Origin of the sequence: Paraburkholderia tagetis (genome assembly GCF_022213065.1) — a bacterium.
GTDB lineage: Bacteria > Pseudomonadota > Gammaproteobacteria > Burkholderiales > Burkholderiaceae > Paraburkholderia > Paraburkholderia tagetis.
The window spans coordinates 19983-31568 of record NZ_JAKLJA010000067.1 but is presented as its reverse complement, the minus strand read 5'-3'; the positions used below and the strand labels follow the sequence as shown (position 1 = coordinate 31568).

Here is an 11586-nt window from a genome sequence, read left to right as displayed (position 1 = left end):
AAAACCTGACTTACTTTAGTGTGAGACTCTTGATACTTTCGCTACTCCCGATAACTCCGAAGAATCATCAGGTCACGAAACCCGTCAAGCGCCCACACTTATCGGCTGTAAATTTTTAAAGAGCAATCACTCAAAAACAGCATTTAAATCCGCTGTTTTTTTCGCGCCCCGCATCAGAAGGGAGGCGAATTATGAATCGCCACGAACCTCTCGTCAAGAGAATTTCGAATATTTATTTTGAGGTCCCGACGCTGAATGTAAAGGATACGTTCCCGCTCTCGCGATGTGGGCACGCATGTCTTCGCCTGAACGTGGAGCGGTGCATATGGCTTGCGGACTTTTGTGAGTCCGAAAGCAAAACATGTTGACCAGAACCGACGACCTCCGTACACTTCGCGCCGCGGGGTGGAGCAGTCTGGCAGCTCGTCGGGCTCATAACCCGAAGGTCATAGGTTCAAATCCTATCCCCGCAACCAACATCGAAGCCCGCTCGGCGTCAGCAAGCGGGCTTTTTGTTTTTGCTTCTTTTTTGAGCGTTGCAGCCGCCGCAGTCGGCCACACTACGAACCGATCAAGAAACCGATCGTGGCCCGGAGAAGAAGACGAACATGAAGGGCACCGTCGCACTGGACGCGCTGAACGCGGCGGCACTGTCCGACTCTACGCCGAAATCGTCGGCCATCTGCTGGCGAAAGGGCATGCCCGTACCCGCCGGCAACGGAGCTGCTTACGTGAACGCAATGTGAAGGATTTTTCGGACTTTCGCGAACGCTGCGCTACTCGCCAATGCCCTGGACGGCTTGCGCTGTGCCAGCCCGAGACTTCCACCTCGATCAAAAAGTACGACAGGCAGATTGGGCGTCATCATGCGCGACACCTAGAGTATTCCGTCCACATCCACCGGATGAGTGTAGATGGCGCGAGACCAGCGCATCGGAATTTGATAGTTTGCAGTACCAAACAACCTCGCATGCGCGCCGAGCAGGTTCATGCTTTGGCCTGTCAGATCCCGTCTTCAGTCGTTGGTTGATTGCCTGCCGCGTGACGCCAGTCCGGCGCATAAATTCCGCAGGCTCCAGCAGTTTGCCTTCCTTTGCAAGTTTGGCGCGGGCTGCCATCGCTTCGGCAAACATTTCTGCCTCGATGGAGGACGCGCTTCCACTCCCTCGGGTCCTGGAACCCGCCGCAGGTCGAGCCGCCTGCGCGGAAGCGCGACGGCAGCGACCGGTCGTCACCTCTTTGCCTGGGGTAGCCGCACCTGCGGCGTCAGCGACGGCCGTCAGAGCTCTGTGCCGAGCCCATTTCATCGCACGACCCCATTGCGTCATTCGGCGCGCCAAGTCAGACGTTGGGCATCGAATGACCCTTCCAAACGAGCGCCGTTCGTCAGAGCAAGAAAAAGGCTCCGAAGTCGCGTTCCCGCTGAGGCCGCAGGGCCGATCGCGCGGTCCGTTGACGAAAACCTGTCAGAGTTGCACAGAGACGGACGAGAACCACGTGGCGCCCGTAAGCGACGTTCTTTAGAGAGTCCGCATCCACTTCACTTCCCCCCCCCGTTTTCCGGGCTATATGTGTGCAATTACATTGAGTTGTAGTGGCGCGCCAGGTCAACCTGGCATAGTCACCCCGCCTGCCCTTTCGCTTCAATGAACCGGTCGTGCTCGATACGCGCAATTCCGGCATCAAGCATCCGGTGTAAATCGGCACTGGCGCTCGCCAGTGGTGACGCCGGGCGAGTTGAAAGAGCAGCCGCGGCGTTTGCCGAGCGGCAGAAACGCCCTTCGTGATCCAGACCGCTCCGTGACGACGGCTGGGCATGGTCGACGAACTCCCCATTAATTTGCTGTTACCAATCTCGCATCGTCGTTTCACCTGTGTCGTGGTCCGCCTCCTACACTCCGAACCGTGCTCACCAATGACGCACGCAACGTGCGAAGGAGTAGCGGAAATGAACAAGACGATTCTCGGCGTGGTACTGGGCGCAGCCGCACTGGCCGCGTCGACGGCAGCAAGCGCGCACGTGGATGTAGCTTTGGGGATTGGCGTTCCTGGCGTAGCCTACGCCCCTGCTGAACCGGTGTACGTTGCTCCTCCGCCCGTTGCGTACGCGCCTGCTCCGGTTGCAATGGCCTATCGCGACGACGATGGCTGGCGCGCGCGTGAATGGCGAGAGCGCGAACGGCGTGAGCATCAATGGCGTGAGCGCGAGTGGCACGACCGCGGCGGTTGGGGCTATTAAACCGATTCAACGTGTAAAACCATGCAGGTGCGAATCATGAGACTGAATTACCGAATCAGTACGTTCGTCGCGGCTGCCGCCCTGGGATTGGCGACGGCCGGAACCGCAAATGCCGCCGGCTGCCTCAAGGGCGCAGTCGTCGGTGGTGTAGCCGGGCACTACGCGGGCCACCACGCAGTCGTTGGCGCGGTCGGTGGCTGCATCGTGGGACATCACGTTGCGAAGAAGCACGCGGAGGAGCATGCCGCACAACGTGAAGCAATTCATTCGGAAAATCCAAACCCTTGATGTGGTGACGAGGACTCCCGTTCGGGCTGCGCTATGCTGGCAGCAGGCACCTGCACTTTAATTAACGACGAACGCGTCGAAGTTGGCTGAGTTCCGGACGCGTAGATCCGGGACCCTGTCGCCATCGTCAATGAAATGTGCGCTCGGCGGCGCGATAACCATCTTTCAGTCGCGCCACGGATTCATTTCTCCAAGACTGATTCCAGCATCCCCGCGAGTTCGAGAACCGACCTCGATTTCGCCCACACCAACACACACCTGAGTCCGGCAAGCGCGCTGGTGTAGATTGGGGCAATGACCCGTTCGCTGGCAGCAGACTGGCGACAATTAAAACCAAACGCCTCAGAGCTGCCTGAGATTTTCCGCATGCCCCGCCGGGGCCCTGTGGACATCCTCAATGAAGCGTGCGCTCGTCTTGCCATCGATGACGCCCTCGCGCTGCAGCGCAAGCGGCGCCTCGCAACCGGCGTCCGCAGCACGGCTACGATGTGGTTAACGTCAGTGAAGCTCGCGCTGCCGGTCGGCGACACAACGACATCCGGGGTCTTGTGTGCTGCGCCGCTTGCAAGTCAGACGCCGGCGGTCTCGCGCCGCCTACAGAATCATGGGCAAGCTCAATTTGAGCAGATACTTGGCTAACGAGAGCCAATCGTCCAGCGGCTGGCGACGAGCACCGCCGTCTCGTCCGAAGTACGTTGCGTGCCGAGCATCATTTTTTTCGCCACCCACTGGACCGATAACATCCTGGAACAAACCCATCGACCATAGCGGGGACATCATTTCCTGAAGGGGCGCTCGGTGAAGCCCGGTCGCATCATGGACTGGATAACGTCATGCACTGTCACATTCAATTGCTATACAGGATACGAAATCCGCGTAGGAGATTGATTTGGACGTTCGAAAGTCAGTGTTACACGTCGAAACTGCAGCCAAACATCCATTTGAGAGCTGCTTCATTGACCTCGGAGGGCACTCCGCAGAACGGGCACTCACTGTGCTCACTGCCGCGGTGCACGCTGCTCAACGCGAAATGAATGCCTTTGACTGGATTACAGATGCGCTTCCCGGTGCGACTCTCAAGCCAGCCCTGGCATTCGGCACGGTTGGTGAGCTGTATCGGTCATACACAAGACCAGCTGAGCTGTGGCGCCTGCAAGGAGTGCGGCGCGCGTGACCCCGACCTGGGAGGAAGCGCAGGATGCGGGACCAGGCTTGTTTGCAAAGGCATCGGTCGACGCGCATGGTTAGCGCGGCGGCGCAGCGCAGGTTTCCCGGATACTCTCGGGCACAAAGTCTGCTGCTAACGTTTCGCTGGCGAACGCTCGACGTTCGAAGCGGAAACAGGTAGTCTGGAAACACTTCGTGAACAGTCTGACCAATGTCCAGGAGCTGGCACATGGAAGTGAGTACCGAAGCGCTTGTTGGCATGCTATGCGAGGTCGAGGCAGAAGACCCAATCGACTACGCAGACCTACCATTCGGCGAGCAGGAACTCAGGCGCCTTGTCATGAGTTCACTAGTGGAGCGACACCTCGCGGTTGAAGACTCAATGTCTGTTTCGGATATCCAGGCGATGTACCTGCTAAGCACTGCGAAGCTTGTTCTGGAAAATACCGTGCTCCACGCTCGGCTGCTTTTGCTCCAGGGGCAACACGTAGACGTTCAGGCGCTCCTCGCCCCGTTCACCCTCAAGGGTAAGAAGTAAGGTACGAACAGGATGGCGCCTTCAACTTATCCGGGTCTGCAAAACGGAAAGGCGCCCCCGGCCTATCCGGACGGAAGCACCGGTGACCGCCTTGCGCCGACGATGCCGTCCTCGCCGTAAGCGGCGTCATGTTGTGTGGTACCAGGGAGCTTCGCCCCCGTCGGCGGGGCTCTTCGCATTTGGTGTGCAACCGTGAGAGGCGTAGTTACACAGTGTGCGTCGAGTTGCGCTACGAAGGTGGTGATGTTCAGCTTTGACCAGCACGATTTAATATCGCGTACTGGTGGAAGACGGAACGAACTCTTCGAAATACATTCGCTCGAGCGAGCATGTTATTCCGAACGCCGAGGATTGCTGCCGCCCGTCCGCCCCATGGAATTCCAGCTCTCCACGCTGGCTGACAACGATGACCTCTCGGGCGCCGCCTTCGAGGTAGGCCCGGAGTCTCGGGCCGATGTCGCCCGCAAACTCGCGGTCAAGGAGCACCTCGACACACAAGTCCGGAACAAACGGGATCAGACCTTCCCGCTCATACCCTTCCCACTTTTCAGGCGGCATCCAGACGACGTCGGGTACGCGGATGCCGAATGCCGGCGTCGTCACGGGGACCGACATTGCCGCCACGTGACCCATCTGCTCCGCGATCTGGCAGTAGACGTCGGTCAGAACAATCTGGCGCCTTGCCGAGGGTTGAGGAAGCGGCACCGTTTCACCTCGACCATCCAGTTCGCAGCATCCCAATGAGCCGGCATCAGCATTCGGGTAAATCCGACGCCAGGTTGCGACGAGCCCGTCCTGCTCGAGAAGCGTAGACACAACGGCAAGCCTCCAATGGGGGAACCGCCTAAGGGTAATCCCTTTACCGGCTCGTGAAAAGCGAAAAAAATTGTGCGCCGCACAATTCAAACATGCTACATACATGAGATGTGCTATGTTGCCATTATCGCGTCTGAAGGTAGGACCCGAAGCCTCCTCGTAACAAGATGGCTCTGCGGTCCGGGTCTCGGTTTTGCCCCTATTTATGATGCGATGCAGCAAAAGGGTGCCCGGGCGTGACGGCAAATTACCGCTGGTGACGAAGGCGGATTGGCTTTGGTGTCGTGCCACCGTATTCGACTGAAAACGAGAAGTGAAATGAAACTCGATGAGGAGACCTTCCGGCGGCTGCGCCGGCTCGCCCCGGTGCTTGACGACATACTCAACGCAGGAGAAGTCGAACATGTGGACCAGGCGGTGAATCTCGCCGCCCTCGCGCAACTATGCTCCACCCTCTCCGATACCTACTACTTCTCGCATCCTGATGACTCGACACAAGCAAGCGTCGACGGGGACGAGCCGCAACAATAGCATCGTGCTTCCTGCCTTATTCGTTCTCGCGCGAAGCCAGCGCCCCTCGCTGCCCACGGCCGATACAACGACCACCATGCAAACGGTCGCCAAGTCAATGCTGCTGAGGATGATAATGGCCCGAGGATGGCGGGCCACGCCGTGACGGACTTACCCAGTTCTCCTATCGATCCACCTTACCGACGCCCAGATTGCCAAGCATTGGCAGGACTCCACTACTCCCCAGTACTTCCGGCAAGTGGCCATCCCATTTGGCCACTGCCTGCTGCTGTATGATCTCGGGCGTTATCGTCTGCTGGAGTAGTTTTTGCGCTTCGGCCTGCGCATGGGCTTCGACAATCTTCTGATCAGCAAGGACCCTGGCTTTCTGCAGCTCGTATTGCGCCTGTTGTGCTCGCTGCTGGGCTACCTGCTTTTGCTCAATAGCCTGCGCGAACTGCGTACTGAAGTGGAAGTCAGTGATGTTCACCGAATCCACCATCAGCCGGTAGGGTTTGAGTTCGGCGGTAATTTGCGCCTCGATTTGTCCACGCACCTGATCGCGGTGGGTGATCAAATCTTCAGCGTTGTAATGGGCGGTCACTGCTTTCACCGAGTTGCTGATCGCCGGCTTAATGATCTTGACAACCAGTGCCGATTCATTGCCGATGTGCTGATAGACCCACTCTGCGTCGGCCGGCAGAATGTGCCAGTTCGTCGCCACGGTGGTCGTCACATCCTGCAGATCCAGGCTCGCCGCCGTTTCCGCATCCTGTGAGTTTTGCACCTGAACGTCCATTTTAGCGACGGACTGTGCAAATGGGACCTTCAAATGCAGGCCCGGATCAAGCACACCCGGTTCGACGGCGCCCCATGTCATAAGCACTCCACGCTGCCCAGGACCGACGGTCACAAAACCACCGACAATCAGCGCGAAAACAAGAAAGACGATCACAGTGAGACCGACAGCGCGAGGCTTCGTTGGCATATTCACTTGTACGCTCATTGCTGCTTTCTCTATTTTTAAGTATCGGTACCCGTGACGCGCTTTGTGAATGCGAACGGTAATCGGACACCAGCAACTTGGCCACTTCGTTGGCCGTCAGTCCGGTCCCGTAGAACACTGCCAGCAGCGCAACATTGCGGACCGGATTCTGTCCAGTCACCGCCGCGACTTTGAGCGCATGGCGAATCTCATGTGGCTCGATGACCGGCGGTTTTGCCATCCCGTAATGCCCTCGATACTGAACGCATTCGAGGAAGTATGGTCCTGCCTGCTTGCAAACACAACCAGCAGATGCACCCAAATCAATCGCACATCCTCGGAAAAAAGCTCATACGCACGCGAGCCGTTCGACACTCAGCGAGCAGGTTGTTGAAGTCAGGTGCGATACCGCCGCGCAGCCAACAAGACAGGTCAGTCCAGGGCCGATCCGATGCAATGCGGGTTGCGTGTGTCGGGCTGGCACAAGTCTTACCGATCCGCGAGAACGGCAACCAGCGTCAGTATGCCGACGAGACCGGCGCCTGCGCAGACGAGTAGCACAGCGCCCGCAGCACAGTCTTTGGCCGCACCGATTGCGGGATGATGCTCGGGATGCAGGTGGTCGGCCAGTCTTTCGAGGGCGGTGTTGAACAGTTCGGCTGCGAGGACCAGCATGGCCATCACCAGGCATAGCACGCAAAGGACGAGTGGTGGCCGTAGCCAGGCAAGCCCCACGGGTAACGCGGCGGCGAGACCAGCCTGGATGCGGAAGTTGCGCTGGGTTCGCCAGGTGGCGGAAACACCCGCTAGCGCATCGCCGACGCTTTGCAAGAAAGTCCGTTTCGTCATGGTTCACCCCGGTTCTTTCGTGAGCAGGACGGTGTGGCCCTGCGCGGCCAGCGCGTAAAGCGTAACGCGGTCCGGGCGTCGCAAGGTCTCGCGAGCCACGCTGCCCGTTATCGGGCCTCCGTTCCTCGAGTGGTTGCGTCGCAACTCCAGTTTGGCACATTGATGCCGTTCGGTTCTGGAGGCACTCGATCAGATCAACGACGCGACGGAGCGTTGCCGCAGCCAGCCGCTGCGGGCAAGCCAACTTGTTGGCGTCACGTGCGCCGAGCATCTACGAGTCGATTTACACATCATGTTGACGCTCACCATCCGCCTTCAATTAATTGGCAGTGCGGCCCACACCTGCCATCGCGCGGTCAGGTCGTGCAACGTTCGAAAGATCCGTGAAGGTAAATCGTAGGCGTGGTCACGTGACCTGCATAAAAGCGACTTACTACCGTCTCCTCAACGTCACGCAAAAGGTTTAGTTTCCCAGCCTGTAATACGCCGTAACGATATGGAAAGTCGTCGCCGCCCCACAGTCTTGCGAAGAAGTACAACGCTTCAATGGAGACACTCATGAGCCTGGCATCAAGATCGAGACTTCTACGGCCTGCCGTCCCCGCTTTGCTTGCTGCAGTCTCTCTAGCGACTACAACCCTCTTCTGCTCTGCAGCAGGTAGCCAGCCCCAACGCTCAAAAGACCCCTTGTTGGCAACAGTAACGCCGATCAAGCACGTCGTCATAATTGTGGGCGAGAACCGCACATTCGATCAGGTGTTCGGCGCTTATCAGCCTCGCGCCGGCGAGAGCGTCTCCAACCTGCTCTCGAAGGGCATCATCAACGCGGACGGCACACCCGGCCCCAACTTCACACTCGCCGCGCAATACACGGCCATGGCGACCGACCCAACAAAGTTCGAGTCGAGTCCAGGTTCCAAGCAACCCTATTCGGTGTTGCCGGCGCCGAACACGGGCGGTGCTCCGTCGGCCGCCAGCGATACGAACCCGGCACCGTTCGCCACCCTCGCCGCCGCACAGGCGGCCGAAGGCACTGCTCTGGAACCGAAGGACCTCGTTCATTTGACGACTGGAGCGACGGGACTCCCGAACGACGTGCCCGATGCGCGCTTCGGATCGAACCTGTACAACTTGCCTAACGGCCCTTATCAAATCTCGCGCGTCGGGCCGAACTACGACCAGTACATTAACAGCCCGGTGCATCGCTTCTACCAGGCCTGGCAGCAAGCCGACTGCAATGCGTCTTATGCAACGTCCGACAATCCGGGCGGGTGCAAGATGGACTTGTTTGCATGGGTCGAAACCACCGTCGGCGCTGGCACCAATGGCAAGAAGCAAGTGGCCGGCTTCAACGATCAATCGACCCACGAGGGTGCGACGGCGCTCGGGTTCTATAACACCAACAGCGGCGACATGACTTATTTTGCGGATCTCGCGCGCAAATACACGATCAGTGACAACTACCATCAGCCCGTGATGGGCGGTACCGGCGCGAACAGCATCATGATCGGGACGGCTGACGCGCTCTATTACACGGACTCGAGCGGCAACCCGGCGACGCCCCCTTTAAACGAGATCGAAAACCCGCGACCACAGGCGGGAACCAACAACTGGTATACGCAAGACGGCTATTCGGGTGGCTCGTACAGCAATTGCTCGGATCCCACTCAGCCTGGTGTGGAGGCCATTCGTCAATACCTCGGCACCCTGCCGTATCACCCCAATGCCAATTGTGCGTCCAAAACGTACTATCTCCTCAACAACTATAACCCGGGCTATAGAGGGAATGGCAGCGTCAACACGGACCCGTACACCATTCCGCCTTCGCCGGTGCGAACGATCGCCGATACTCTCCTGCAGCGCAATATTTCATGGAAATACTACGGCGAGGGGTGGAACACGTTTGTGGCTAATGGAACGGGTGTTTACTGCAATATCTGCAATCCGTTTCTGTACGAAACGGCAATCATGACCAAGCCGGCGGTAGTGGCCGCGCATCTTCAGGATACGACCAACCTGTATGCCGATATCGCAAACGGCACGTTGCCGGCGGTCTCTTTCGTGAAGCCCGGCGGCTACCTCGACGGGCATCCGTCGTCCTCGAAGTATGGTCTCTATGAGGGCTTCGTGCACAAGATCGTTGATTCCATTCAGGCCAATCCGGCGTTATGGGCTTCCACGGCGATCTTCATCACGAACGACGAGGGAGGCGGCTATTACGATTCCGGCTATATTCAGCCGGTGGACTTCTTCGGAGACGGTCCACGCATTCCGCTGATCGTCGTATCCCCGTATTCCCGCGGCGGTCATGTCACGCACGACTATGCCGATCACGCATCGCTCATCAAGTTCATCGAACGCAACTGGTCGCTAGGGTCGATTACGTCGCGCAGTCGTGACAACCTTCCCAACCCAGTCCAGCTTCCCTCGAACCCCTACGTTCCCACGAATGCGCCAGCTATTGGCGACCTGTTCGGAGCGTTCCGGTTCCAGCCCGTCAAGCATTCCGGACCGGTGAATGAAAACGAAGGCGCAGTTGGAATGTCTCCGTTCCGACTGCGCTGGATATTCTCCAGAGCGGTATGAATACTTTAATTCGAGCAGCAGGATAGTCATGAATGGTGGAGGCCCAGCCTCCTCCATTCGACACGGCCTCTCTTTGCCGGACGGGCAAGCAAGCCCACAGCAATTTAACCGGTGTCGTTGAAACCGCACACAGGCTCATCCCCGTGATGAGCAAGCGCTTCACCACGTGATAAGTCTCGCACGGTCGCCGCAAGGTACGGTTCGTGGCACAGAAAGCGTCCTATCCGCATGTCGCGAGCTAGAGTCGCTTGCCTCAGCCATTTCATTCATGGGAGCTGTAGGCAGTAGAAAAGATCGTGTGGGAAAGATGCTTTTGGCAGAGGCTACTAAGCCAATGCGTTCCGACGCTCCGGTGCAGGGTTCTCCGGTAGAAGCGCGTCGATTCATGCGACGATAACTCGCGAAAGCCCATCGAATGCGGCTTGATTCTCGAATGGATTACGCGACGATGAGATGTGTGACCGCCGTCCCGAGAATCAGCAGCATCGCGCCTGCGACACTGTTGTTAGTGCATAGCAATACGTCGGCGACGTAAGGTGTCAGCGAGGTCAACACCATGTGGCAGGCAATGCCTGGCGACCGCGGGTTCATCATGTCACTGGCTATTCGTTGCAAGGGGCCAAAAATTCCGACGCCGCCATTGAGGACGCCCCCCGACGATCCAGGCATGCTACCGGGATCGTCGGGGCGGTGTCGGGCGCGCCATCGGCGGTCAATTGCCGAAGAGAAGATTGCAGTAACTAGCGGGGCCGACGCACGACGACGGCGAAGGCGTCGACTCATGCTGGACACTGCCGGAAGCCGAGGTGCCGTTGGCCGTCGTGCCGCCAACGTCACTGTTGCCCGCCTGCTGACCGTCCTGTTCAGTAATCTTCGCCTCAGCAGCCTGAATTTGCTCCGGGTAGTCAACCCGGGACCAGCGACCCGATTCTGGGGACACAGTGGCTGGGGCGCCGTTCAACCAGACTTGCCCTTCATCAAGTTGCAGAGCGGTCGAACGGGCGATGTCGAAGACCACCTTAAGTGCTTGCCTAACATGGGCGTCTTCGATGGGAAGCTCCCATGTCAGGAATATCTGGGTGCAATCCTGGTCCGGTGGGAAGTCGGCCGCACTAAAACTGCTGCTGCGGCGCTGAATGACGCCATGAGGCTGGCCTGTGTCGAATATCACAGCTGTTCCCCGGGTAAGGGGAATGCGATGGCCCGTAGAGGGAAAATGTAAGTCCAGTCCCTTGTCCTCGCTCAGGAAGAGATTGCAAAAGGCCGCACCGCCATATTGCTCACCGTCATGGTGGTACTTCGCGCCACGACAGGCCATAAGCGCTACGTCACTGGAGGCAAGGACGGTGGGCAGTCCAAGCGTGCACGTCCAGTTGGACATTGTCTGCACGCAGCGCGTGTAGTCCGGCCAGCGCGCTTGCGTTCGCGCCAAGGGCATTGCCTCGACATCCCCGGGTTCCAGGACGAGCCGCGACGATGTCTCTCTTTGCCAATCGGCAAGCAGCCGCGCAGAGGGCGCAGGAACGTCGAGCGTGCCTGATAAAACGACGTCACTCACGCGTCGACTGCGGATGGCGTCACCGCTCCAGAAATAGGAAGTCAGCATGT

10 protein-coding genes, 1 tRNA gene and 1 pseudogene are annotated in these 11586 nt (G+C 58.5%); 8 read left to right on the top strand and 4 right to left on the bottom strand.

What is annotated here, in order from left to right:
• Positions 1-399 precede the first annotated feature (399 nt).
• From L5014_RS36015 to L5014_RS35990, 6 genes are all read left to right on the top strand, one after another.
• Positions 400-476: transfer RNA gene (locus L5014_RS36015), tRNA-Met, on the top strand.
• A 132-nt stretch (positions 477-608) separates the two neighbouring features.
• Positions 609-746 carry a hypothetical protein gene (locus tag L5014_RS36010; protein WP_238468649.1) on the top strand — a complete coding sequence of 46 codons (138 nt, stop codon included), beginning with the start codon at positions 609-611 and terminating at the stop codon, positions 744-746.
• A 1202-nt stretch (positions 747-1948) separates the two neighbouring features.
• On the top strand, positions 1949-2239 hold the full coding sequence (locus L5014_RS36005) for a hypothetical protein (RefSeq protein WP_238468648.1): 291 nt from the start codon (positions 1949-1951) through the stop codon (positions 2237-2239).
• Between the two features lie 36 nt (positions 2240-2275).
• Complete coding sequence (locus L5014_RS36000; RefSeq protein ID WP_238468651.1) at positions 2276-2527, top strand: hypothetical protein; 252 nt, start codon at positions 2276-2278, stop codon at positions 2525-2527.
• A gap of 294 nt (positions 2528-2821) precedes the next feature.
• Complete coding sequence (locus L5014_RS35995; RefSeq protein WP_238468647.1) at positions 2822-3166, top strand: hypothetical protein; 345 nt, start codon at positions 2822-2824, stop codon at positions 3164-3166.
• Between the two features lie 757 nt (positions 3167-3923).
• Complete coding sequence (locus tag L5014_RS35990; protein WP_238468646.1) at positions 3924-4232, top strand: hypothetical protein; 309 nt, start codon at positions 3924-3926, stop codon at positions 4230-4232.
• Positions 4233-4499: 267 nt separating this feature from the next.
• On the opposite strand, the gene L5014_RS35985 is transcribed toward L5014_RS35990, so the two are convergent.
• Positions 4500-5048, bottom strand: coding sequence for a Uma2 family endonuclease (locus tag L5014_RS35985; RefSeq protein WP_238468645.1), 549 nt, complete (start codon positions 5046-5048; stop codon positions 4500-4502).
• 318 nt (positions 5049-5366) lie between these two features.
• On the opposite strand from L5014_RS35985, the gene L5014_RS35980 reads away from it, so the two are divergent.
• Positions 5367-5579, top strand: coding sequence for a hypothetical protein (locus L5014_RS35980; protein WP_238468644.1), 213 nt, complete (start codon positions 5367-5369; stop codon positions 5577-5579).
• Positions 5580-5742: 163 nt separating this feature from the next.
• Here L5014_RS35980 and L5014_RS35975 read toward each other — a convergent pair whose 3' ends face one another.
• Both L5014_RS35975 and L5014_RS35970 read right to left on the bottom strand, forming a co-directional pair.
• The gene (locus tag L5014_RS35975; protein ID WP_238468643.1) at positions 5743-6564 is read right to left on the bottom strand and encodes a prohibitin family protein; all 822 of its coding nucleotides are present in this window, start codon (positions 6562-6564) and stop codon (positions 5743-5745) included.
• 468 nt (positions 6565-7032) lie between these two features.
• The gene (locus L5014_RS35970; protein WP_238468642.1) at positions 7033-7392 is read right to left on the bottom strand and encodes a diacylglycerol kinase; all 360 of its coding nucleotides are present in this window, start codon (positions 7390-7392) and stop codon (positions 7033-7035) included.
• 558 nt (positions 7393-7950) lie between these two features.
• Here L5014_RS35970 and L5014_RS35965 point away from each other — a divergent pair.
• A complete protein-coding gene (locus L5014_RS35965) occupies positions 7951-9978 on the top strand; it encodes an alkaline phosphatase family protein (RefSeq protein WP_238468641.1) in 2028 nt (675 codons plus the stop codon).
• Between the two features lie 910 nt (positions 9979-10888).
• On the opposite strand, the pseudogene L5014_RS35960 reads toward L5014_RS35965, so the two are convergent.
• Positions 10889-11584 (bottom strand): annotated as a pseudogene (locus tag L5014_RS35960) (hypothetical protein); the annotation flags it as partial.
• Positions 11585-11586: the final 2 nt, after the last annotated feature.

What these genes read in the sequence shown, in the direction of transcription:
- L5014_RS36010 (WP_238468649.1), top strand. Translation starts at nt 609, where the DNA reads ATGAAGGGCACCGTCGCACTGGACGCGCTGAACGCGGCGGCACTGTCC.
- L5014_RS36005 (WP_238468648.1), top strand. Translation starts at nt 1,949, where the DNA reads ATGAACAAGACGATTCTCGGCGTGGTACTGGGCGCAGCCGCACTGGCC.
- L5014_RS36000 (WP_238468651.1), top strand. Translation starts at nt 2,276, where the DNA reads ATGAGACTGAATTACCGAATCAGTACGTTCGTCGCGGCTGCCGCCCTG.
- L5014_RS35995 (WP_238468647.1), top strand. Translation starts at nt 2,822, where the DNA reads ATGACCCGTTCGCTGGCAGCAGACTGGCGACAATTAAAACCAAACGCC.
- L5014_RS35990 (WP_238468646.1), top strand. Translation starts at nt 3,924, where the DNA reads ATGGAAGTGAGTACCGAAGCGCTTGTTGGCATGCTATGCGAGGTCGAG.
- L5014_RS35980 (WP_238468644.1), top strand. Translation starts at nt 5,367, where the DNA reads ATGAAACTCGATGAGGAGACCTTCCGGCGGCTGCGCCGGCTCGCCCCG.
- L5014_RS35975 (WP_238468643.1), bottom strand. Translation starts at nt 6,564, where the DNA reads ATGAGCGTACAAGTGAATATGCCAACGAAGCCTCGCGCTGTCGGTCTC.
- L5014_RS35970 (WP_238468642.1), bottom strand. Translation starts at nt 7,392, where the DNA reads ATGACGAAACGGACTTTCTTGCAAAGCGTCGGCGATGCGCTAGCGGGT.
- L5014_RS35965 (WP_238468641.1), top strand. Translation starts at nt 7,951, where the DNA reads ATGAGCCTGGCATCAAGATCGAGACTTCTACGGCCTGCCGTCCCCGCT.